The sequence below is a fragment of the Kitasatospora sp. NPDC059160 genome (assembly GCF_042755465.1).
Taxonomy (GTDB): domain Bacteria; phylum Actinomycetota; class Actinomycetes; order Streptomycetales; family Streptomycetaceae; genus Kitasatospora.
Genome location: NZ_JBHZCN010000039.1, coordinates 38,224 through 59,710 on the forward strand (window position 1 = coordinate 38,224; position 21,487 = coordinate 59,710).

The 21,487-nt window shown below is 74.6% G+C and carries 19 protein-coding genes; 8 read left to right on the forward strand and 11 right to left on the reverse strand.

The window, feature by feature from the left end:
• Nucleotides 1-39: 39 nt before the first annotated feature.
• From ACFXOZ_RS18725 to ACFXOZ_RS18740, 4 genes are all read right to left on the reverse strand, one after another.
• On the reverse strand, nucleotides 40-2,430 hold the full coding sequence (locus ACFXOZ_RS18725) for an FtsX-like permease family protein (protein ID WP_380591505.1): 2,391 nt from the start codon (nucleotides 2,428-2,430) through the stop codon (nucleotides 40-42).
• Nucleotides 2,427-3,113, reverse strand: coding sequence for an ABC transporter ATP-binding protein (locus ACFXOZ_RS18730; protein ID WP_380591506.1), 687 nt, complete (start codon nucleotides 3,111-3,113; stop codon nucleotides 2,427-2,429). Before ACFXOZ_RS18730 ends, ACFXOZ_RS18725 begins: the two co-directional genes overlap by 4 nt.
• Complete coding sequence (locus ACFXOZ_RS18735) at nucleotides 3,110-3,643, reverse strand: PadR family transcriptional regulator (RefSeq protein ID WP_380400278.1); 534 nt, start codon at nucleotides 3,641-3,643, stop codon at nucleotides 3,110-3,112. The genes ACFXOZ_RS18730 and ACFXOZ_RS18735 overlap by 4 nt, the downstream gene beginning before the upstream one ends.
• Before the next feature lie 103 nt (nucleotides 3,644-3,746).
• The gene (locus tag ACFXOZ_RS18740) at nucleotides 3,747-4,649 is read right to left on the reverse strand and encodes a MarR family winged helix-turn-helix transcriptional regulator (RefSeq protein WP_380525663.1); all 903 of its coding nucleotides are present in this window, start codon (nucleotides 4,647-4,649) and stop codon (nucleotides 3,747-3,749) included.
• 155 nt (nucleotides 4,650-4,804) lie between these two features.
• Here ACFXOZ_RS18740 and ACFXOZ_RS18745 point away from each other — a divergent pair, with 155 nt between their 5' ends.
• The 6 genes from ACFXOZ_RS18745 (at nucleotide 4,805) to ACFXOZ_RS18770 (ending at nucleotide 10,733) form a co-directional block, all read left to right on the forward strand.
• The gene (locus ACFXOZ_RS18745) at nucleotides 4,805-6,328 is read left to right on the forward strand and encodes an MFS transporter (protein ID WP_380591508.1); all 1,524 of its coding nucleotides are present in this window, start codon (nucleotides 4,805-4,807) and stop codon (nucleotides 6,326-6,328) included.
• A gap of 58 nt (nucleotides 6,329-6,386) precedes the next feature.
• The gene (locus ACFXOZ_RS18750) at nucleotides 6,387-6,803 is read left to right on the forward strand and encodes a hypothetical protein (RefSeq protein ID WP_380591510.1); all 417 of its coding nucleotides are present in this window, start codon (nucleotides 6,387-6,389) and stop codon (nucleotides 6,801-6,803) included.
• A 141-nt stretch (nucleotides 6,804-6,944) separates the two neighbouring features.
• The gene (locus ACFXOZ_RS18755; protein WP_380591512.1) at nucleotides 6,945-7,826 is read left to right on the forward strand and encodes a ferritin-like domain-containing protein; all 882 of its coding nucleotides are present in this window, start codon (nucleotides 6,945-6,947) and stop codon (nucleotides 7,824-7,826) included.
• Entirely contained in the window at nucleotides 7,823-8,629 is an 807-nt protein-coding gene (locus tag ACFXOZ_RS18760; protein WP_380591514.1) for a ferritin-like domain-containing protein, read from the forward strand. The genes ACFXOZ_RS18755 and ACFXOZ_RS18760 overlap by 4 nt, the downstream gene beginning before the upstream one ends.
• Nucleotides 8,630-8,884: 255 nt before the next feature.
• Nucleotides 8,885-10,165, forward strand: coding sequence for a hypothetical protein (locus ACFXOZ_RS18765; protein WP_380591516.1), 1,281 nt, complete (start codon nucleotides 8,885-8,887; stop codon nucleotides 10,163-10,165).
• A 130-nt stretch (nucleotides 10,166-10,295) separates the two neighbouring features.
• Nucleotides 10,296-10,733 (forward strand): hypothetical protein, encoded by a 438-nt coding sequence (locus ACFXOZ_RS18770; protein ID WP_380525669.1) that lies wholly within the window; start codon nucleotides 10,296-10,298, stop codon nucleotides 10,731-10,733.
• Between the two features lie 15 nt (nucleotides 10,734-10,748).
• On the opposite strand, the gene ACFXOZ_RS18775 is transcribed toward ACFXOZ_RS18770, so the two are convergent.
• The 6 genes from ACFXOZ_RS18775 to ACFXOZ_RS18800 all read right to left on the reverse strand — a co-directional run bounded on the left by ACFXOZ_RS18775 (nucleotide 10,749) and on the right by ACFXOZ_RS18800 (nucleotide 18,032).
• Nucleotides 10,749-11,657, reverse strand: coding sequence for a YhjD/YihY/BrkB family envelope integrity protein (locus tag ACFXOZ_RS18775; protein WP_380591518.1), 909 nt, complete (start codon nucleotides 11,655-11,657; stop codon nucleotides 10,749-10,751).
• 126 nt (nucleotides 11,658-11,783) lie between these two features.
• On the reverse strand, nucleotides 11,784-13,043 hold the full coding sequence (locus ACFXOZ_RS18780; RefSeq protein WP_380591520.1) for a helix-turn-helix domain-containing protein: 1,260 nt from the start codon (nucleotides 13,041-13,043) through the stop codon (nucleotides 11,784-11,786).
• 174 nt (nucleotides 13,044-13,217) lie between these two features.
• Nucleotides 13,218-14,726, reverse strand: a complete 1,509-nt coding sequence (locus ACFXOZ_RS18785) for a GMC family oxidoreductase N-terminal domain-containing protein (protein ID WP_380591522.1) — start codon at nucleotides 14,724-14,726, stop codon at nucleotides 13,218-13,220.
• A complete protein-coding gene (locus ACFXOZ_RS18790; RefSeq protein ID WP_380591524.1) occupies nucleotides 14,723-15,172 on the reverse strand; it encodes a hypothetical protein in 450 nt (149 codons plus the stop codon). The genes ACFXOZ_RS18785 and ACFXOZ_RS18790 overlap by 4 nt, the downstream gene beginning before the upstream one ends.
• A complete protein-coding gene (locus ACFXOZ_RS18795) occupies nucleotides 15,169-16,587 on the reverse strand; it encodes an aspartate aminotransferase family protein (protein ID WP_380525675.1) in 1,419 nt (472 codons plus the stop codon). The genes ACFXOZ_RS18790 and ACFXOZ_RS18795 overlap by 4 nt, the downstream gene beginning before the upstream one ends.
• Complete coding sequence (locus ACFXOZ_RS18800) at nucleotides 16,584-18,032, reverse strand: NAD(P)/FAD-dependent oxidoreductase (RefSeq protein WP_380525676.1); 1,449 nt, start codon at nucleotides 18,030-18,032, stop codon at nucleotides 16,584-16,586. Before ACFXOZ_RS18800 ends, ACFXOZ_RS18795 begins: the two co-directional genes overlap by 4 nt.
• 408 nt (nucleotides 18,033-18,440) lie before the next feature.
• Between ACFXOZ_RS18800 and ACFXOZ_RS18805 the strand changes: the two genes are divergently transcribed.
• Together ACFXOZ_RS18805 and ACFXOZ_RS18810 are read left to right on the forward strand one after the other, a co-directional pair.
• Nucleotides 18,441-19,424, forward strand: a complete 984-nt coding sequence (locus tag ACFXOZ_RS18805; RefSeq protein ID WP_380591526.1) for an LLM class flavin-dependent oxidoreductase — start codon at nucleotides 18,441-18,443, stop codon at nucleotides 19,422-19,424.
• Nucleotides 19,425-19,466: 42 nt separating this feature from the next.
• Nucleotides 19,467-20,240, forward strand: a complete 774-nt coding sequence (locus tag ACFXOZ_RS18810) for a hypothetical protein (RefSeq protein ID WP_380591528.1) — start codon at nucleotides 19,467-19,469, stop codon at nucleotides 20,238-20,240.
• Between the two features lie 46 nt (nucleotides 20,241-20,286).
• On the opposite strand, the gene ACFXOZ_RS18815 is transcribed toward ACFXOZ_RS18810, so the two are convergent.
• A complete protein-coding gene (locus ACFXOZ_RS18815; protein WP_380591530.1) occupies nucleotides 20,287-21,483 on the reverse strand; it encodes an erythromycin esterase family protein in 1,197 nt (398 codons plus the stop codon).
• Nucleotides 21,484-21,487: the final 4 nt, after the last annotated feature.

Here is a 21,487-nt window from a genome sequence, read left to right on the forward strand (position 1 = left end):
CGGGGAGGAGCCGTGGCACGGGCAACGGCAGCGGGGCGGCTACTCGTGCCGCAGGGCGCCGGGGTCCATCAGGCGCAGCAGCTGCGGCAGCCCCAGGACGGTGGTGAGCAGCACCGCGGCGGCCGCGATCGCGGACATGGTCAGCATCGCGCCCCAGTCCACGGCCGCCGAGACGCCGGCCGAGTACTGCAGCAGCGCCCCCATCAGCAGGCCCGCGACGGCCGCCAGCGCCAGGCCCAGGGCCATCGGGATCAGCGTCTGCCACAGCACCGACAGCCCCAGGACGCGCCGGCGGGTGCCGACCGCGTTCAGCACGCCGAGGACGCGGCGCTGCTCCCGGAAGCGTTCCAGCTGGCCGACCAGCAGGCTGAGGGAGACCAGCAGCAGGGTGATCGCCGAACCGGCTGTCAGCAGCCGCTTGACCGCCAGGTAGGTGGGGTCGAGCGTCCGGTCGAGCGGGAACTCGGCGCGGGCCTGCGGGTCGATCGCCATCACGGCGGTGGTCAGCTGCTCCTCGGCGTCCGGCAGCCCGTCCGCGAGCGACACCAGGACGGTCGCGGGCTGCCCGCGCAGGGCGTCGGCGGGGACGGCGGCCGGGGTGAGGAGCAGCAGGCCGGCGCCGATCCGCCCGTTGGGGTCCGCGCCCTCGACGGCCGGGACGGTGGCGGTCGCGGCGGGCAGCGGGAAGGCGGCCGGTTCGCCAGAGCCGCGGAAGTAGGCGGCGTGGACGAGGGTGCCGGGCAGGACCGGTTCGCCGCCCGGCCGCTCCGGGCCCTGGACGGCGAAGGAGTCCCCGTCCCGGCAGTCCGGCAGGGTGGCGAGTTCGCGCAGCACCGCGCAGGGCGCGATCCGGACCTCGGGCAGCTCCCAGGACTTGGCGGTCGCGCTCTCCAGGGAGAACTCGGTGTACGCCGCGGCGGCCTTCACACCGGGGCTGCGGGTCAGGCGCTCGGCGAGCTGCTGCGCCCGGGGCGCACCGCCGGGGAAGGCCACCGACTGCTGGTACGCCCCGGCGGTGACCTGAGGCCGCGACCAGGACTCGTAGCGTGCGCCGATGCCGAGGAAGAGGGTCTGCAGGGCGATCGCCCCGGCGACGGCCACCACGATGCCGCTGACCGCCGCGGCGGCCGGTCCGGAGCCCAACTGGAGACGGCGGACGGCGAGTTGCCAGGACAGCGGGCCGCCGCCGGCCCGCCGGGTGACGGCCTCCACCAGCCAGGGCAGCAGGGTGCAGACACCGACCAGCATCAGCAGCACGCCGAAGGCCACGAGGATCGAGCCCCGGGTGTCGCCCACCGGGTCGAGGACGGCATTGCGCGGGAGGGCGCCCGGCCTGCTCCCCGCGGGCAGGACCAGGGCGAACACCGTCACGGCCAGCCCGGCGAGCGGCAGCATCAGCCGCCAGCCGATCCGGCGCCGGGCGGGGCCGGAGCGGCGGACCACGCCGAGCGGGTCGACGGTGGCCCGGCGCATGGCCAGCAGGGTGACGCCGATGCCCAGCAGCGGCACGACCACGGCGATCGCGGCGGCGATCGCGGGCTGGGGCGCGACGTCCTCGGGGTAGAAGCTGAACCCGGCCAAGCGGATCCGGCCGATCAGCTGACGGGCGAGCAGGAACAGCGCCACGCCCGCGACCAGGCCGAGCAGCGCGCCCACCAGGGACTCCCCGGCGGCGAGCCGCGCGGTCATCCGGCGGTCCGCTCCGCCGAGCCGCAGGGCGGCGAGCCGGCGGTCGCGCCGTTCGCCGCCGAAGCGCGCGGCGGCGGCGAGGAAGACGCCGACCGGGGCCAGCATCACCGTCAGACCGACGGCGTTGAGCAGGATCAGCTTGGGATCCATGGGCTTGGGCGGCGAGAAGTGGCCGAACTCGGTGATCCGCAGGGCGCCGGTGTCGACCGAGAGGTGGTCGCCGCCGAGCACGTACGCGGCCTGGCCGGGCCCGAGCAGTCCGGCCGCTCCGATGCTGCCGACCACCGGGTGGGGGAGGCGCTCGCGCAGCAGCCGGTTGGCGGGGTCCGCGAGCAGCTCGGCCAGCGCGGGGGAGACGACCATCTCGCCGGGCCGGGGGTAGCCGGCCACGCCCGGCGGGAGCGCCGCGTGCGGCCCCTCGGGCTGGACGATCCGGCCGCGTACGGGCGTGCCGTGGAAGGTGGTGTCGGCGACCGCGATCAGGACCGTCCGGTCCCCGGGGGCCGGCAGCGCCTCGTCGTCGAAGGTGTCGTTCTGGGTGTACAGCCGCTGGTCACGGTGGTGCACGATGCCGGGGAAGGAGGCGGTGAACAGCAGCATGGCCACGCCCAGCCCGACGCCCAGGGCGGTCAGCAGCAGCCGGCCCCAGCCGTCCCGCCCGCTGGTGACGGCCAGTCGGACGCCCAGGCCCAGCTGGTCCAGGAACGGCGAGCGGACCTTCGGCCCGTCGGCGGCGCTCACCGGGCGGGGGTCAGGTCGAGGGTGCGGCCGTCCCGGACGACGATCTCCCGGTCGGCGTAGGCGGCGACCCGCACGTCGTGGGTGACCAGCACGACGGCCGCGGCGGTCTCCCGGGCGGCGCGGGTCAGCAGCTTCATGACGCGTTCGCCGTTGAGGGAGTCGAGGGCGCCGGTCGGCTCGTCGGCGAACACCGCCTTGGGGCCGGTGATCAGCGCGCGGGCGGCGCCCACCCGCTGGCCCTGGCCGCCGGAGACCTCGCCGGGGCGCTTGGCGGCGAGGTCCGCGACCTCCAGCCGCTCCAGCCAATCGGCGGCCCGGGCCTCGGCGGCCCTGCGGCGCAGGCCGTTGAGGCGCAGCGGCAGCGCGACGTTCTCCAGGCAGGTGAGTTCCGGGACGAGTTGGCCGAACTGGAACAGGAAGCCGAACTCGGTGCGCCGCAGCGCGCTCAGCCGGGCGTCGGAGTGGGCGGTGAGGTCCTGCCCCTGGTAGCTGATGGTGCCTCGGTCGGGGCGGGTGATGCCGGCCAGGCAGTGCAGCAGGGTGGACTTCCCCGAGCCGGAGGGGCCCATCACGGCGACGAGTTCGCCGGCGGCGACGGTGAGGGAGGCGCCGTCGAGGGCCGGGGTGAGGCCGAAGGACTTGTGCAGGTCCCGGGCCTGGAGCAGGGGTTGGTCGGTGGTCAACGCGGCTTCTCCGTCAGGCGGGTGGTGAGGTCGTCGAGCCGGGCGGCGGTCAGCTCCAGCCAGCGCAGGTCGGCCTCCAGGTGGAACAGGGCGTGGTCGCAGATCAGTTCGTCGGTGAGGTCGCCGTCGAGCTTGCGGCGGGTCAGTTCGCGCATCGTCCGCAGGTGTTCGGCCCGCTGGACGTCCAGCACGTCGGTCGCCGAGCGGCCGGTCAGGATGGCGAGTACGACCTTCTGGTACAGCGTGCTCTGCAGGTACGGCTGGGGGTCCTCCGGTTGGGCGAGCCAGCCGGCGAGGTCGGTGACGCCCGCGTCGGTGATCGCGTACCGCTTGCGGTCCGGGCCGCCGCCGGCCTCGACGCCCTCCACGACGACCAGGCCGTTCTTCAACAGCCGGGAGAGGGTGGCGTAGACCTGCCCGTAGTGCAGGGCGCGGTCGCGCCCGAAGTGGTCGTCGTAGAGCCGTTTGATGTCGTATCCGTGGCGGGGCTGGTCTTCCAGCAGTCCGAGGAGCATCTGTCCGAGTGCCATGATCATCGACTATACACACCGGCTATACATGGTGTGTATAGCGAGGCGTACGACCCCGCACGCGTGCACGCCCCGCCCGGGCGGGGCGTGCACGCCGGGGGCGTCAGGCGCGGTCGAGCGCCTCGCCGATCCGGGCGGCCATGGCGGTCATGGCCGGGCTCGCGGGGGTGCGGATCCGCAGCGCGGCCTCCACCGCGACCCGGATGACGGAGCGGAAGTTCTCGGCCTCGCCCGGGTCGGCGTCCCCGAGCAGCGCGGCCGAGGCGGCGAGGGCGGGGAAGACCTGGTCGGCGATGTCGGCGGTCGACTTCCCGCCGAGCTTCAAGCCCTTGGGCTTCTCGGCCAGGACGCGTCCGGTCAGACCGGTGGCGGAGCTGAGGGCCTTCCCGGCGGCCATCCCGGCCCGGGCGGAGGAGAACGCCCCGGGGTCGGCGGCGGCCATCAGGGCGACGACGCCGTGGGCGGCGGTCTGGACGGTCAGCTTCTGGCTCTGGGTGAGGGCGGGCTCGCCGCCGCCCGGCCGGGTGCCCGGCAGCTCGGCGGTCAGCTGTGCGGTCGCCTCGCGCTGGACGGCGGCGCCGGCGGTGAGGAAGCCCGCGATGGTGGCGAGTTCGGTGTCGCTGTAGCGCGCGTACAGCTCCTCCAGGCCGCTCATGAAGTGCTCGAAGTGCGGTGCGAGGGCCTCGGCGGGGGCCTCCGGGGCCTCGATGAGCACGCTGCGCTTGTCGGCGGGGTTGGGGATCCGCCGGGCGAAGCCCTTGCGCTGGAGCCGGTCGACCAGCCCGGTGACCGAGGCCGGGGCGAGCCCGGAGTGCTCGCCCAGTTCGCGCGCGGTGAGCGGGCCGAACCGTTGGAGCAGGTCGATGGCCTTCTCCTCGGTGCTGCTCAGTCCGTGCAGCTGCGCGAGCGCGCTGTGGAACATGACCGCGGCGGTGCTCAGCTCCCGCCCGGCCGTGTTGAGCCGGGCGATGAGCTCGCCGCGCGAGGGCTGGTCGGTGGTCGTCATGCGCTCAGATTAGCAAGCTGCTTCGCTTCGCCGAACTACTTGTTTCGCCGAACCGAACTACTTGCTATGCTTCTTTCGTCCGAACGAAACATCTTGGGCGGTGCGGCCACGGCCGGGGCCCGCCCCCACCCCTCCGAAACCGAACGAAGAAGGCCATGTCCAAGCAGCGCACCCCCATGCCCGGAGGAGCCCAGGCACCCGCCGCCGCCTCCCCGGAGACCCCGCCCGTCCACCGCCGCCGCGGCCTCGCGATGCTCGTCCTGATCGTCGCGTCCTTCATGGACCTGCTCGACACCACCATCGTCAACGTCGGCCTGCCCGCCATCCAGAAGGACGTCCACGCCACCCCCGGCCACCTGGAATGGGTCGTCGGCGGCTACACCCTGGCGTTCGCGATCGTCCTGATCACCGGCGGACGGCTCGGCGACATCATCGGCCGCCGGACGGTGTTCCTCGCCGGGGTCGCCGGCTTCACCGCCGCCTCGCTCGCCGCCGCACTCGCGCAGAGCGGCGACGCGCTGGTGGCGGCCCGGGGCGTCCAGGGCGCCTTCGCCGCCCTCATGGTCCCCCAGGTCCTCGCCTCCGTGCAGGCCCTCTACCGGCCCAGGGAACGCGCCGCGATCCTCGGCATCATCGGCGCCGTCTCCGGGATGGCCGCCGTCGCCGGCCCCCTGCTCGGCGGCTGGCTCGTCTCCGCCGACGCCTTCGGCATCGGCTGGCGCAGCATCTTCGTCATCAACATCCCCGTCGGCGTCGCCCTGCTCGTCGCCGCCCGGCTCCTGGTGCCCGACACCCGCTCGGCCCACCCGCTGCGCCTGGACGTCCCCGGCCTGCTGCTCGCCTCCACCGGCCTGTTCCTGCTGGTCTTCCCGCTGGTCGAGGGCCGGGAGTCGGGCTGGCCCGGCTGGATCCTGGCCATGCTGGCCGCCGCCCCGGTCGTGCTGGGCGGGTTCGTGGTGAACCAGCGGCGCCGGATGCGCCGGGACGGCTCGCCGCTGGCGCCGATGCACCTGTTCGGCCGGCGGGGCTTCGCCGCCGGCAGCCTCGTCCAGCTGTGCTTCTCCGGCGCCATGGCCGGGTTCTTCCTGATCCTCGCCCTCTACCTCCAGCTCGGCCTGCACTTCTCCGCCATGGCCTCCGGGCTGACGCTGCTGCCGTTCACCGCGGGCGCCTTCCTCGGCTCGGGCGTCTCGGTGCCGCTCGCCCGGAAGGCCGGCAAGCCGCTCGTCGTCCTGGGCGCCCTGATGCAGGCCGGCGGCGCCGCCTGGGTGCGCCAGGTCGTCGACTCCCACGGCGCGGGCCTGTCCGGCTGGGACCTGCTGTGGCCGCTCGCCCTGGCGGGCCTGGGCCTCGGCCTCCTCGTCGTGCCGCTGGTCGACCTCGCCCTGGCGACCGTCGACGTCCGCGAGGCCGGGGCCGCCTCCGGCGTCTACAGCACCTTCCAGCAGTTCGGCGCGGCCCTCGGCGTCGCCGTCACCGGCGTGGTCTTCTTCGGCCGCACCCACGACGGCTACGACCCCACCGTCCTGCGCACCGCCCTGCTGGCCGGCGCCCTGGTCTGCGTCGCCGGCTACCTCCTCGCCGCCCTCGCGGGCCTGTTCCTGCCCGCCAGCCGGCTGGCCCGCCACGAGCCCGCCGACGAGGAGGAGGCCGGCGACCTCCTGCCCGCCGCCCACTGACCGCTCGACCGCTCACAGCCCCTGCTCCACACCGAACCCGGAGAGAAGGAAACCCACCATGTCCGAGACCACCGCCGTCCTGACCGCCGACGACCGGCTCACCCTCCAGACCGCCGCCCACGGCGTCGTCGTCCTGATGGCCGCCTCCGACCCCGGCGCGATCTCCTCCGCCAAGGCCGGCATGGCCGCCGGCAAGGCCCTCAGCTCCGCCACCGGCCTCACCGGGCGCGTCCTCGCCGAGAAGCCCAAGGGCCTCAAGCTCGACGGCAGCTCCACCGCCGACATCGCCGACCGGGTCTTCGACGCCATCCGCCGCTCCCTGGCGCTGCTGGACGCCAAGGCCCCCGAGGAGACCGGCAACTTCCGCGCCACCCTGACCGTCGCGATGCGGGCCGCCCAGCACGCCCGCCCCGGCGCCAACCCGGCCCAGGCCGCGATGGCCGACAAGATCGCCGGCATCCTCGACGGCGCCTGACCGCGCGTCGGCCGGGGCGGCTCCGCCCGACCCGGCCGACCCGCCGGACGGCCGCCGCGGTCACCCTTCGCCCCCGCAGTTCACCCCCAGGGGTGAATTCGGGGGCCGTTCGGGGGCCCGGACCAAGCCAGGTGGGCGAGCGTGCCGAACGTCAGGGCAGAGCGGTCCGGCATCCGGCCGACCGCCGGGCCGAGACGGGACATGATGGCCAGCGAGCACATCGACACCCGGCTGCTGGAAGAACTCACCGAGCAGTCACAGGACTTGAACAGCGACGCGTTGCGGATCACCCGCGGAGCGCTGACCGATCTCGCGGAGGGTGCCGAGCCCCCGCGCCGGTGGTGGCAGCGCGGGGCGACCCTCGGCGCCCTGGCCGGCGGGGTCGGACTGCTGAGCACCGTGCGCGCCGCGGCGGCCTCGCCGTCGCCGTCGGCCTCCGCGTCCGCCTCCGTCTCCGCCGACGACATCAGGGCGCTGCAGACCGCCGCGTCCCTGGAGAACCTGGCGGTCAGCGTCTACCAGACCGCCGCCGGGCTTCCGTTCATCAAGGACGGCAACAAGACGGTCGCCGCGTTCATCGCCAAGACCACCGAGCAGCACCAGGCCCACGCCAAGGCCTTCAACGCCGCCGCGACCACCGCCGGCGGGCAGGCACAGGACGGCCCGGACCCGAAGTACAAGGCCGTCGTCGACCAGACGCTGCCCACCATCAAGACCCCGGCCGACGTGGTGAAGCTCGCCATCACGCTGGAGGACGTCGCCGCCCAGACGTACACCAAGAACGTCGGCCAGGTGAGCAACGCCGACCTGCGCAAGCTGTTCGCCTCGGTCGCCCCGGTCGAGGCCCAGCACCGTGCCGTTCTGCTGGCCGTGCAGGCGCTGCTCGCGGGCAACGCCGCCGATCTGATCACCATCCCGGTCGACCCGGCGAAGCTGCCCGCGGCCGCGGGCAGCGTGGGCTTCCCCGACGCCTTCTACAAGACCGACAACGCCTCCCCGATCACCGAAGGGGCCGTGAAGTGAGCACCGACCGCACCTGGGAGCCCGCCATCGGCGAGGCCGAACTCGCCCGCCTGACCCGGGACATGGACGAGGCCCACCGCGCCACCCTCCCGGTCATGCGGGAGAGCGCACGAGAGCTGGCCGAGCAGATCCGCGCCACCGGCCAGGCCGAGCTGGCCCGGCGCCGCTTCCTGCTCGGCGCGGGCGGAGTGGCCGCGGCCCTGACACTGGCCGCCTGCTCCAGCGGCAAGGACGTCAAGGACCCGGCGCCGTCCAGCCCGGCCGGCACGATGCCCGGCTCGGCGTCGGCGTCCGGGAGGTACACCGGGGACCTCCAGGTCGTCGCGCTGGCCACCGCCCTGGAGAACCAGGCCGTCGGCGCCTACCAGGCCACCCTGGACGCCGCCAAGGCCGGCAAGCTCGGCACCGTCCCCCCGGCGGTGGCGACCTTCGTCACCACCGCTATGGCCCAGCACGCCGACCACGCCAAGGCCTGGAACGCCGTCCTCACCGGCGCCGGCCTGCCCGCGATCACCGACGTGCCGCTGTCCAACCAGCCGGAGACCCTGGCCGCGCTCGGCAAGGCCGCCTCCGTCGGCGACGTCGCCAAGCTCGCCCTCGACCTGGAGGACCAGGCCGCCCAGACCTACCTCTTCGCGACCTACAACGTCACCAGCCCCGCCGGTATCGCCACCGCGGCCAGCATCGCGCCGGTCGAGGCCATGCACGCGGCCGTCCTGAACTACGTGCTCGGCCAGTACCCCGTCCCGGACGACTTCCTGCCCACCGACAAGGCCGCCAGCCCCACCCTGCTCACCGTCTGACCCGACGACCCCCGGGTCCGATGTCCCCCGGACCCGACGTCCCCGGATCCGACGACCCCAGACCGGGCGCGCGCCCGGCCCACCGGCACCCGACACCCCGCCGGCCGGGCCGGCGCGCGCCCTCCCTCCGGCCACCCGTCGCAGGGAGCGGCCTCCTTCGCCCGGACGGCGCACCCCGGAGTGCCGGTCACCGGGCCCTACGGGCCAATGGTGGTCAGCGGCGCCACCGCCGCACGGAGCGCTGGGAGCCCCCCGATGAACGAGCCGCCGGAGCCCCCGGCCGGGCCGGGGCGCGCCTCCCGGGCGGGGCGGCCGGTCCGGAGCACGGTGTCGGCGGTCCTGATCGCGCTGACCTGCGTGCTGGTGCCGGTGTCGCTGCTCACCGTCTGGGTGCACGACATCGCCCTGGACACCGGCCGGTACGTGGCGACGGTCGCCCCGCTCGCCACCGATCCGGCGATCCAGGACGCGGCGGTCGCCCGGATCACCCAGGCCGTGGACGTACGGGTGGACGGTCCGGCGGTCACCTCCGACCTGGCCGCCTGGCTGCAGGCCCACGGGCTGCCGCCCCGGGTCGCCTCGGCGGTCAAGGCGCTCGGCCCGAAACTCGACGACGCGGTGAACCAGGTGGTCACCGAGGCCTCCACGCGGGTCGTGCACAGCGACACCTTCGTCACGGTGTGGACCCAGGCCAACCGGGTCGCCCACACCGCCGTGGTCCAGGCCCTCACCGGTCACGGGCGGGGCGCGGTCGAGGTCACCGACGGCACGGTCACCCTCGACCTCGGCTCGGTCGTCGACCGGCTGAAGGACACGCTGGTGGCCGAGGGGCTGAGCCCGGCCGAGCGGATCCCGGACGTGGACAAGCGCATGGTGCTGTTCCAGTCCGACCGGCTGGCCCGGATCCGCGGCGCCGCACACGCCCTCGACGCGGTCGGCAACTGGCTGCCCGTGCTCACCGTGTCGCTCGGCGCCGTCGGCGTCCTGCTGGCCCGCCGCCGACGCCGGGCCCTGGTGGCCGCCGCCCTCGGAGCGGCCGGGGCCAGCCTGCTGATGGCCCTCGCCCTGGTGGCCGCCCGCCACTACTACCTCGACCACCTGCCGCCCGCCGTACAGTCCCCGGCCGCCGCCGCGGCCGTCTTCGACACCCTGCTGCACTTCCTGCGGATCAGCCTGCGCACCGCGACCGTGCTGGGCGTGGCGGTGGCGCTCGGCGCCTACCTGGGCGGCGCGGGACGGCTGCCGCGCGCCGCCCGCGGCCGGGCCGACCGCGCCGCGGACTCCGTCGCCCACTGGGGCGACGCCCACGGCGTGCGCGCGGGCCGGGCCGGCACCTGGACCGCCGCCCACCGCCGGTGGCTCGCCGGCACCGCCGTCCTGGTGCTGGCCCTGGTGTTCGCCCTGTGGGACGACCCGACCGCGCTGACCGTGCTGCTGCTGGTCGCGATCCTGCTCGCGGTGCTCGCCGTCCTGGCCCTGCTCGCCGCGTTCGGCCGGGCCGCCACCGGCGGGCCGGACGGTTCGGTCCTACGGTGAGAGAAGGGCCGCTGCCCGGCCCCTCCGTCCTTTCCCTTCCTCCCGTTCCTTCCTGCCCTCCCTTCCGTCCCGTCTCCTGTCCCCGTCCGCGTACCGGTACGAGGCGGCCGTCGTCGAAGGAGTCCATGCCATGACCAGCCCTGTCACCGAACCGGGCCGTACCGGCCGGCCCGCCGAGCACCGCCCCTTCGCGGCCGGGTGGACCGTCTTCGCCGCGGTCATGCTCATCGCCGCCGGCACGATGGCGGTCTTCCAGGGGATCGCCGCCATCACCAAGGACAGCCTGATCATCGTCACCCGTCACTACGTGTACTCGATGAACACCGAGGGCTGGGGCTGGATCCACGTCATCCTCGGACTCGCCGTCGCCGCCGCGGGCGTGGCCCTCTTCAGCGGCGCCCCCTGGGCCCGTGGCGTCGGCATCGTCGTCGCGGTCCTGGGGATGGTCGCCAACTTCCTGTGGCTGCCCTACTACCCGTTCTGGGCGCTCGTCCTGATCGCGATCGACGCCTTCGTCATCTGGGCGCTGTGCGTCGGACCGGCCGGCCGGAGCGCCGACGACGCCTGAGCCCGGCGCGGACGCTCACTCTTCGTCCTCCTCCGCCGCCGTCGCGACCGGGGACGTGCCCGGAGTCCCCAGCAGCCGGGCCAGCCGGCCCTGGCCGGCCAGCACGTAGCCGATGCCGATGCCGAGCGTGACGGCGGTGAACACCACGATCAGCCAGCTCAGCAGGGTGAAGACCAGACCGAGCGGGCCGAACTGCGCCACACTGCGGTTCAGCGAGCGGGGGATGTACAGCCGCGACCCCCAGGCGAGCGCCGTCAGCGCCGCGCTGGTCAGCACGGCCCCCGGCAGCAGCGGCAGCCAGGGCACCCGGCCGCCGAGCAGCAGGTGCTGGGTCCACCACCAGAGCAGGACGGCGCTGACCAGGTAGAGGAACACCCCGAGGCCGTCGCCCAGACCGAACCCGGTCCGCACCTGGCCCTGGACGATCAGGACGGCGAGCCACACCAGGAGCCAGGCGAGCCACCGCCAGGCCGCCAGGCGTCCGGCCAGGTGGGGGAGGTGCCAGCTCCGTTCGCACAGCCGTTGCAGCACCCGGCTGCAACTGGTGGCCGCGAGCAGGGTCACCACGATGCCGAGGCCGCCGTAGGTCTCGGTGGTGGCGCTCCCGCTGTCCGTCCGGAGCACCTGGGTGACCTCGTCGTAGGCGGCGCCCCGAAGCCCCAGGACGGTGCGCAGGGAGTCGGACACGCTGCTGCGCACCTCGTCGGGCATGAAGGCGGCCAGCACGAAGACCACCGGGATGGCCGTGAGGAACGCCTGGGCCGCGAGACGGGTGGCGGTGTCCAGCACATGGATGTGGAGCAGCTGCGCCGCGAGTCGGCTGGGGAACGGGGCGTCGCGCAGCGTGGCCGTCCGCCCCCGCAGCCAGGCGGAACCGGTGCGGAACCAGCGATCGCGGCCCGGCCGACCGCGCCGTTCCGCCACCTCGCCCTCCCGTCCCGCTGCCAGCGTCTCGGATTCCGTCCAAGACTGGGCGACGGGGCGCTCACCGGCATCCCGGGCACGCCGCCGTTCGGCGCAACGGCCGGGGGAGGGCGACCGCGCGGGCGCTCAGCCGCCCTCGCGCTTGATCCACTCGCCGCCGCCCAACGGGTAGTCGTAGCCCGGGCGGTTGACGTCGGCGCTGGTGCGGAAGGGCGTGCCGCCGTTGTCGATGCGGACGGTGCCGTGGCGGTCGCCGCTGGACCAGTCCAGTGTGAGGTCCCAGCGGACGTCGTGCGCCTTGGTGTGGGCGGTGACGTAGAAGACCTCGGGGTCGGACTTGCTGACCTTGTACGGGAAGTCGCGCTGCCCGCCCTTGACGGTGATCACGGGACTGCCCCGGTCGAGGTCGATGTCGAAGGACTTGGCGTCGACGCCGCCGCCGCAGCCGACGCCCATCGAGTAGTCGTTCCAGGCCAGCGGCGCGCCCTTGGCGGTGACCCGCACGTGCAGCCCGAGCAGGACGACCGTGTCCGTGCCGGTGCCCTGGACGGTGAGGGCGACCTCCTGCTCGCCGGAGGACACCGCGCCGTAGGCGGCGGCCCAGCGCGGGGCGTCGCGCTCCGGGGCGGGCGGGCCGACCTGGGCGGGCCCGCTGTTCACCAGGAAGTGCTGGCTGCACGGGTCGGCGTAGACGTACGGGCGGGTGCCGACGGTGAGCGGCGCGGGGCCGCTGTCGGTCGAGGTCGGGGTCGGGGTCGGGGCCGCGGTCGGGGTCGGGGGCGTGGCTGAGCTCGGGGCCGGGGTCGTTTCGGCGGCGGCCGTGGGGGTGGTGGGCAGCGGTTCCGGGGCGACGGGTGTGGTGACGCTGTCCGTCGTCGTCGTCGCCGTCGCAGCGGCGGCCTGCTGGTCGCCCTTCGCCTGGCCACCGCCGCCGCCCCAGCCCGTGGGTCGCGCGACCACCAGGACGGCCGCCACCAGGGCGACGGCCGTGGCGGACACGATCAGCGCCGTGCGGCGCCGACGCGGTGGCGCGGGCTCCGCGGACACCACCTCGACCACCGGCTCCACCTCCGCCGCGGGCAGGTCCGCCGTGCGGGTCTCCGGCGCCCGCTGCTCGGCCCGGCGCCCCCGGGCCGCGTCGGCCAGGATCCAACTCCGGTGCAGCTCCACGAGTTCCTCGGGAGTCGCCCGGCACAACCGTCCGAAGCGCTCCGCGGACGCGAACTCGTGCGGCAGCGCCGTCCCGTTGCAGTAGCGGTGCAGCGTGGAGGTGCTGGTGTGCAGCCGCTTGGCCAGCGTCCCGTAGCTCAGCCCCGAGCGCGTCTTGAGCTCGCTCAGCAGCCGCGCGAACTCCTCCGTCCCCGCAGCCCCAGTCCCGTCCGGCACCCGACGTCTCCCGTTCCCCGCGTCCCGCCCCCGCCGGCCCGGTGCCCTCGCGCGTCACCGCTGTTCAGGGCCCGTTCCGGCGTCCCACCTTACCCATCCCGCTGAGGGACGCGGCCGCCGGCACGGACGGTTGCGCCGGTGCCGGTCGCTCGCGCCCGGTCCGGTCACGGCTGCTCAGTTGCCGTCGGGCCGACGGCTGGTGGACCGCTCCAGGTACCGGGCCGTGATCAGGTGGGAGAAGCCCATGATGGTCTCCTGCGGGCTGACACCGGTGGCGCCCGGCAGAACGCTCGCGTCGCACAGCCGCAGGTTGGTGAAGCCGTGCGGGCGTCCCTGGGCGTCGCACACGCCGCCCGGGGCGGGTGGGCCCATCGGGCAGGACGCCATGGCGTGGACGGAGATCAGGTCCCAGGTCTCGGGCCGGGCGTGCAGCGCGAAGTCGGCCACCTGCGCGGCGGTGGTCAGGCCGCCGGTGGTCGGGCGGGTGGTGGTCGGGCCGGCGGGTGCGGGCGGCAGCAGTTCGACCGCGCCGGCCTCCAGGAGGAGCTCGGCGGTGCGCCGGAAGGCGGAGCGGAGGAGGTCCCGGTCGCTCGCGGTCAGGCGGTGCCGCAGGAGCGCGCCGAGGCCGGGGACCGCCAGCAGCCGTGCGGTGCCCCGGACGCTCACCTGGGTGGTGTAGACGGCGACCCGGTCCAGCTGGGCCAGCATCCGGTCGACGGTCCCGGCGGGATGGGCGGCCAGCGCAGCGGCGAGCGACCCCGGGGTGAGGTTCGCGGGCATCACCCGCACACCCCGGTCGGCGAACTCCTGCAGCTGCGCGGTGAAGATGGTGCCCTCGGTGGCGCGGACGGATTCGCCGAACCGCGCCACGGTACGGAAGTTGACGTGGAACGCGATCGCCCGGCCCGGGCCGCGCCCGCCGATGGCGCTGCGCCGCAGCAGCAGCGCGCTGCCGATCGGGCCGGCGGCCAGGAACACCGTCTGCGGGAGGTAGCGCAGTCGCCGGCCGTCGCGCAGGGCGTGCACGGCTGTGACCCGGGTGCCGTCGTGTTCGAGTCGGACGACCCGGGTGTCCGGTTCGATGACCGCCGCGAGCCGTTCGGCGGCGGGCAGGTAGCTCACCAGCATGCTCTGCTTGGCGCCGGTGGGGCAGCCGGTGACGCACCGGTTGGCGTGCCGGCAGCCGCGCACCGCCCGGCGGGCCGGTGCCCAGCGCCAGCCGAGTCGGTCGGCCGCCTGGCCGAGCAGCACCGAGTCGCGGTTCCCCGGCCCGGGCTGCTGGTCGACGACACCGAGGCGCCGTTCCACCTCGGCCAGGTGGGGGGCGAGGTGGTGGGCCCGGAAGCCGTCGACGCCGGCGGACGCCCAGCACTCCAGCAGGTGTTCGGGAGGTCGCCAGAGCAGCCCGCCGTTGACCACGGTGGTTCCTCCGACGCAACGCCCCTCACCGAAGGGGATGGTGGGCGCGCCGTGGATGGGCACCAGACCGCCCTGGCGGTAGAGCAGGCGCAGGTTCTCCGCCGGGGACGCCCGGGTGATCCGCGTCTGCGGGACGAGCGGGCCCTCCTCCAGGACGTGGACCTCCCGGCCCGCGCCGGCGAGTTCCAGGGCCGCGGTGCTGCCGCCGGCTCCCGAGCCGATCACCAGGGCGTCGCAGCGGACGGTGCGGACGGTCCCGGTCATCGGAGCTCCTGCGGCGGAGCGGCGGAGAGTCCGTCCGTCGGCCCGTCCAGAGCGCCGTGCAGGGCCAACGCCAGGCTCACCCTCAGCAGTTCGGCGCAACCGGGCACCGTGGACAGTCGGTCGGCGACCCGTTGCGGACGGGCCCGGTCCGCGGTGCCCCGGAGCGGGCCCCGCGGGTCCGCGAGGACGACGGCGACCGGGAACACCCGCATCAGCAGGGCGAACACCAGGCGGTACGGCGTCGGGAGGGCGGCCAGGGTGGCGGCCGTGTGCCGGACCGCGGCGGCCTGGCGGGACGGTTCGGACAGGGCCGTGCAGCGGCCCGCCCAGAGCGGCGGGAGCCCGGCGGAGCGTACGCGCCGTTCCCAGACCCGCAGGCGACGGTGCTCCCGCGCGGTACCGGGCCCTGCGGCGGGCGGTACGGGACGCGTCGACGGGGAGCTCATGCGGTCACCTTCTCCCTGGCCAGACCTGCCAGGAGGCGGGGCATTCCCTTGGCCAGCACCGCGTCCAGGGCCGCCAGGAAGAGGTCGACGTCGGAGTCCTCGGCCACCAGGGGAGGCGCGGCGATCAGCGGGAGGTCGTGGTTGGAGCCGTAGTAGGTGAGCACACCGTGGTCGCGGTAGAGGGCGGCGACCACGGCGGCGGTCGCCAGCTTGGCCCCGGCCTGCGGGTCGCGCGCGAAGGAGGACGGCAGCAGGCGCAGCGCGTGGTCGAGGGCGGCCGGACCGTGGCGCAGGACGACGCCCTGGAGGGCCCCGGTGCCGCGCACCTCCGCGATCAGGTGCGGGTGCCCGGCGGCGAGGGCGGTGAGGCCGCGGCGCAGCCGCTCGCCGAGGCGGCGGGCCCTGGCGGGGTAGTCGTCGTCGACCGCGATCGCCACGGCCTCCAGCGCGGTGACCGTCTCCTCGCCGAAGCCGTAGTAGGTGGTGCTGTGCAGGGTGGCGTCGGGGAGCGAGTCGTAGGCCCTGCGGAAGACGGGCTCCCTGGCCACGTAGCCGGAGATGGACGCCTTGCCGCCGCCGAAGGACTTGGAAGTGGTCACCACGTCCGGGACCAGGCCGGGGTGGCGCATGAAGTGGAAGAGCGAACCGGTCCTGCCCCAGGCGGTGTAGACCTCGTCGAAGACCAGGACGATGTCGTGCTCGGTGCACAGTCGGCGTGCCTCGCGCAGGAACTCCTCCGAGCACTCGCGGAGGCTGGAGGCGCTGAACGGTTCCAGGACCAGCGCGTAGACGTCGCTCCCGCCCTCGGGCGTGGTGTGCCGGTCCAGGGCCAGTTCGAGGGAGCGGAGGTCGTCGAAGGCGAAGCCGTCCGTGCCGGGGATCCGCGGGAAGGTGAAGTGCACCTCCGGCGAGGCGGTCAGGCTTCCGGCACCGAGCAGCTTGCCGTGGAAGGCGATGTCGCTGTGCAGGACGGTGCCGCGATGGCCGCGGTGGTACTTGTACGCCATCTTGAGGGCGCCCTCGACGGCCTCCGCGCCCGAGTTGGGGAAGTAGCTGACGTCGAGGTCCGCGGGCAGCAGCTGGGCCAGGTTGTGCCCGAGCGCGGCGACGTACGGGGAGAAGTAGTTCTTGTGCACCTCCATCCGCCGCCGTTCCTGGAAGCGCCGGCGGGCGGCCAGGATGCGGGGGTGGTTGTGGCCGTGGTTCAGGACGCCGATCCCGCCGGTGAAGTCCAGGACCCGCCGCCCGTCGCGCAGGGTGATCCAGCAGCCGGAGGCGCTGTCCACGACGTCGCGGCCGAAGCCGAAGGCGGAGAGCAGCGTCACCTGGCCCCGGCTGACATGGCGCCGGTAGAGCTCGTGCACCCGGGCGATGGGCATCCGCTCGCAATCCTCGGTGCTGATCAGGGAGTTCATGGCGTCCCCTCCTCGGGGCCGGACCGCGGACCGGCGCCGTGCCCGGCGACGGGAGGTCGTGGGTCGGGGGCGGTGCGGCGGGCGGTGCGCACCCGGTCGGCGATCAGGCGCCCGGCGTGCCTTCCCTGCCGTAGGGCGTAGTTGGTGCCCCGGTCCTGGGGGTAGACCTGGGCCATGCTGGCCAGGTAGAGCCCCGGCACGTCCGTCTCCATCGCCGGGATGCGGTCGGAGTAGTGCGGGGTGATGACCGGCTGGGCGTGGTCGGCCCGCCAGACGTGGTGGCGCCGGACCCAGTCGCGGTGGAACCGCGGGAACATCCGGCGCAGGTGCGGGAGGCTGGCGTGGAACACCGCTTCGTCGTCCATCCGGTACAGCGCGGCGCTGGTCGGGAGGTAGGCGGACAGGTAGACCAGGTGGCTCCCGGCGTAGGCGTCGGAGGCCTCCAGGTTGGTGTGCTCGATGACGCCGACGTAGGGGAACGAGGGGTCGGTGACGTTGAGCCAGTAGGTGTCCGACAGGGACCGGTCGGTCTGCAGCACCAGGCACAGATTGGCGAGGTAGGGGATGTCGGACAGTCGCCGGCGCACGGCGGGCACGTCCGGGTGGGGCGGTGGTCCGGCGGCGGCGGGGGCGAGGAAGCCGGCGAGCAGGTCCGGTGCCGTGGTGGCCAGGACCCGCCGTGCGGGCAGCACGCCGCTCCCGGTGCGGACCCCGCACACCCCGCGGGCGTCGGTCAGCACCTGCCGCACCGGGGTGTCCGTGCAGATCCGGACCCCCAGTTCGGACAGGCGCGCGACCCACGCGTCCAGCAGGGCGGCGCAGCCACCCCGCAGGTAGTAGAGGACCTCGCGGCCGCTGTGCGACCGGCTGCCACCGCGCAGGTGGAGCTTGGTCCACATCCAGGTGGCGCCGACCTCGGTCGCGTACTCGCCGAACTTGCCCTCCAGCAGCGGGCGCCAGACCGTCTCGTAGACCTGCGGCCCGCTCAGCTCCACCAGCCACTCGCGGGCCGTGAGGTCCTCCAACTCCCGCCAGTGCTTCACCCGGTGGGCCCGCACCGCGGACCGGCCCAGCCGGACCCGGTCGGCCAGCGGGAGGGGGGCGAAGCGCAGCACGTCCCACGGGCTCGACAGGCGGTACACCGAGTTCGCGTAGTAGACGCCGGTCCGGGTCCGGTGCGGCTGGAGCAGGTCGGAGCAGCCGAGTTCCGCGCACAGCCCCTGGACCTCCAGGTCGGAGGAGAACCAGTGGTGGTAGAAGCGTTCGAGCCGGGCTCCCCCGACCTCGAACGAGCCCGCCAGGCCGCCGACGTACGGCTCACGCTCCAGCACCCGGCAGGGCACCCCGGCCAGGGCGAGCTCGTGGGCGGCGGCCAGGCCGGTGAACCCGCCGCCGATCACCAGGACCTCGTCGCCGGGCCCCGGGGTCGCGCTGTTCTCGGGCATCGCTGCTCCCTTCGAATCCTCCGGGGCCGTTCCGTCCGAAGGCGATGGGTGTGGGAGGTGCGGGAGGGGTGGAAGGTCGGGCGGCGCGGGCCGGGCCTCGTCGGCATCGGAGGCGTCCGCCGGCCCCCGAAGGGGGCGCCGCCGCAGGGGGGAGGGCAGGGGAACCGCCACAGGCGGTCCGGGCTCCCAGAGGACCGTAGCACCGTACCCGGCGTCCGGCCTGTGGAGGGGCCGCTGACCTGCCGCGATTCATGGCTCTCCGGCTATCGGTCCAGCCGCGGGCGACCGTCGGGGCGGGCGCTCGCCCGACGCCGTTCCGGTTGCCCCGCTCCTCGCGCAGCCGACATCATCGAGGCGGGAACCGGTCGCGTCGGCGACCGTCGTGCCCGATCAGGGAGGCGACGAGCGATGGACGCCATGCCACAGCGGCCCCTGCGGTACGCCGTCGGACTGCCCAACCGGCGCGAGTACGCGGATCCCCGCCTGCTCCGCGAACTGGGAGTGCTGGCGGAACGGTCCGGCTGGGACGGCTTCTTCCTCTGGGACGGCCAGGTCGCGGAACACCCGGACGAGCACCTCACCGACTCGTGGACCACGCTCGCCGCGATCGCCGCCGACACGGAGCGCCTGCGACTCGGCGTCATGGTGAGCGTGCTCGCCCTCAAGCGCCCCGCCGAAGTCGCCCGCGCCACCGTCGCGTTGGACCTGCTCAGCGGCGGGCGGCTGATCTTCGGCGCCGGCCTCGGGTCCTCCGCGGCCGAGTTCCAAGCACTGGGCCAGGATCCGGACCCACGGGTGCGCGCGGAGAAGCTGGACGAAGCCCTCCACGTCCTCGACGGGCTGTGGACGGGCCGGCCGTTCACCTTCCACGGCCGCTGGTTCACCGTCACGGACCTCACCTTCCAGCCGGTGAGCCCGCAACGCCCGCGTATCCCGGTGTGGATCGCCGGCACCTGGCCCTCGCGACGCCCCATGCGGCGGGCCGCACAGTGGGACGGCGTCTTCCCCACGCGGGCGGGGGTGGGCCACACCGAGATGATGCCTCCTGCCGACCTGGAAACCGTGGTCTCCTACGTCCGCGCCCAACGGGCCGTCCGGAACGGGCAGTTCGACGCCCCCTCCGACGCCCCCTCCGACGCCTCCTCCGATGCCTCCTTCGACGTCGTCATGGAGGGTCGGACGTCCGGGTTGCGGCGGGACGCCGACGCGATGGTCGTCGCCCCGTACCGGGCGGTCGGCCTCACCTGGTGGGTGGAGAAACTGGGCTGGTTCCGGGGCCCGGTCGAACTCGTCCGTGCCCGGATCCGATCCGGACCCCCCGTCCCCGTCGACCCGGGAGCCGATCCCGTCGGGACCGGGTGCCGGACGGAGCCGGTCGTCGGACGGCCGTGAAATTCGGCTGACAACTGCGCCCGGTTCCCCGATTCTTGGCCCGTGCCCAAGGAACCGGACGTGCTCAGCCTCAGGATCACCGGCCCACCGCCGGAGGACCGTTATCTGGAGGTCCGGCCGATCGTCAACGGCCGGGACTTCCTGACGGACATGTCCACCCACGTCGACGGCGGCCCCCCGTACGCAGGGGTGGGCCCCCGGTACCTCCTGAGCCCGGACGGGCCGTTGCAGGCCCGCGAGGGGTCCCACGAGGCGTCCCACGAGGTCCGGCTTGCGTGGGCCGGCTGCGGTTACGAGAAGTGCTGCGGCGCGCTGTACGTGACGGTCGGCCGCGACGGGGAGCAGGTCGTCTGGTCGGGCTGGCGCAATTCGGCCTCTCGGGACGTCGACCTGCCGGAACTCCGGTTCGCCGCAGGGCCGTACGAGGCCGAGGTCCGGCGGGCCGAGGCGGACCGCGCCTGGGAGACGACGACCGGAGCGGTCGCGCGGCTGCTCGAAGCGAGGCTCCGGAGCCGGACGGACTGGCTGCTCAGGTGGGACTGCGAGGTGGATGCCGTCTGGAACCACCGAGAGAACCCCGACCGGATCCACCTCCTGCTGCTGCACCCCCGGGACCGGGCCGAATCCGACCTGCCCTGGCTCCAGTTCGGCATCGCCCTGCCGATCTCCGCCGCCGACCCGTCGGCCCAGGCCGAGCAGTTGGAGGCCCGGCTGACCGCGACCGATCCCCGGGCCACCGCCGAGGTCTGGGGCGGTTCGTACCAGGCCGAGCAACTCGGCTACCCGTGGCCGCCGGTCGACCCGGATTTCGGCTGACCGACCGGGGGAGCGGTCGTCGGCGCGGGCCCCGCCGGCGGGCCGCTCACGGCAGCCAGTGCACCGGGGAAGCCCGGCGGACGTGGACCAGGATGTCGAACGCCTCGGCCAGGGAGTCCACGGCGAGGTGCTCGACGGCGTCGCGCTCCGGGGTGTAGAGGCCGCTGACCACCCGGGCCTTGGCCGGGCCGTCCCACTCGCGGCGGACCTCCTCCCGGCGCAGGTCCAGCCAGCGGGCGGGCAGGCCGGGCTCGCCGAGCCTCGCGTCGACCAGGTCCGCGGCCGGTGCGGGGGCGACGGCGGCGCCGAGGTCGCCGTGGTGGAAGCCGATCGCGACCGAGACGTACCGCGCGCCGTAGCGCCCGCGGAGCAGACTGCCGGCAGTGGCCTGCGGGCCCCGCTCGGGTGCGACGCCGAGCACCGCCTCGGTCGCCGCGGTGTGGGCGATGCCGTCCCAGTAGACGGTGCGCAGGCCGGTGCGGTGCTGGAAGGCGGCGATGGCCCCCGCCCACAGTTCGGCCTCGCCCGCGTAGGTGCCGCGCCCGGCGACGCTGCGCTCGTGGAAGTCCACGATCAGCCGCATCCTGGCGAGTGCGTCACCTTCACCGTCACCGGATCCGGCTCCGGTGCCGGGCAGGGACTCGACCAACGCCCGTGCGGCGCGGGCGTGTTCGGCGAAGGGCCGACCGGGGTGGACGCCCCGAGCCCGCTGCACGTGCTCGTCGATCCGATGGGCCGTACGGATCGGCTCCAGGTGGGCCGCCAGTTCCGCGAGCCGCTCCGGCGCCATCGTGCGCACCTGCGCGAGGACGGCGTCGTAGTCGGCGTCCCCGGCCTGGACCGGCTTCACCCCGAGGATCCGGACCGGGTCGTCCGGGTGGTCACGGTTGAAGGCCCGGATCCACTCCAGCGCGCCGGCCATCTCCTCGGTGCGCCCCGGCCGCCAGGCCCCGGCCAGGGCGTCCGCCGCCGAGCCCTCGCCGCCGCGTACGTACGCGTCGAGGGCCTCACCGACTCCCGCGCCGTCCTGGACGGCCAGGGCGCGGAAGCCGTGGTCCCGGACGAGTCGGCGGAAGAGCTGGTCCCGTACCCCGAAGGTCTCCCGGGAGAAGCGGGTGGACTCGCCGAGGCCGACCACCACCGCCCCGGTGGCCAGTCGCCCGGCGATCCGGTCGAGTTCGACGTCGGGCAGGGGGAGGGCGGCGTCGGTGTGCGGGCGGGGAGCTGCGGTGGTGTTCGGCATGGCG

Bases quoted from the DNA above. Each gene is read 5' to 3' on its own strand.
- ACFXOZ_RS18740 (WP_380525663.1), bottom strand. From the start codon at position 4,649: ATGACGACCACCGACCAGCCCTCGCGCGGCGAGCTCATCGCCCGGCTC.
- ACFXOZ_RS18815 (WP_380591530.1), bottom strand. From the start codon at position 21,483: ATGCCGAACACCACCGCAGCTCCCCGCCCGCACACCGACGCCGCCCTC.
- ACFXOZ_RS18790 (WP_380591524.1), bottom strand. From the start codon at position 15,172: ATGAGCTCCCCGTCGACGCGTCCCGTACCGCCCGCCGCAGGGCCCGGT.
- ACFXOZ_RS18750 (WP_380591510.1), top strand. From the start codon at position 6,387: ATGTCCGAGACCACCGCCGTCCTGACCGCCGACGACCGGCTCACCCTC.
- ACFXOZ_RS18800 (WP_380525676.1), bottom strand. From the start codon at position 18,032: ATGCCCGAGAACAGCGCGACCCCGGGGCCCGGCGACGAGGTCCTGGTG.
- ACFXOZ_RS18805 (WP_380591526.1), top strand. From the start codon at position 18,441: ATGGACGCCATGCCACAGCGGCCCCTGCGGTACGCCGTCGGACTGCCC.
- ACFXOZ_RS18795 (WP_380525675.1), bottom strand. From the start codon at position 16,587: ATGAACTCCCTGATCAGCACCGAGGATTGCGAGCGGATGCCCATCGCC.
- ACFXOZ_RS18745 (WP_380591508.1), top strand. From the start codon at position 4,805: ATGTCCAAGCAGCGCACCCCCATGCCCGGAGGAGCCCAGGCACCCGCC.
- ACFXOZ_RS18765 (WP_380591516.1), top strand. From the start codon at position 8,885: ATGAACGAGCCGCCGGAGCCCCCGGCCGGGCCGGGGCGCGCCTCCCGG.
- ACFXOZ_RS18785 (WP_380591522.1), bottom strand. From the start codon at position 14,726: ATGACCGGGACCGTCCGCACCGTCCGCTGCGACGCCCTGGTGATCGGC.
- ACFXOZ_RS18770 (WP_380525669.1), top strand. From the start codon at position 10,296: ATGACCAGCCCTGTCACCGAACCGGGCCGTACCGGCCGGCCCGCCGAG.
- ACFXOZ_RS18735 (WP_380400278.1), bottom strand. From the start codon at position 3,643: ATGGCACTCGGACAGATGCTCCTCGGACTGCTGGAAGACCAGCCCCGC.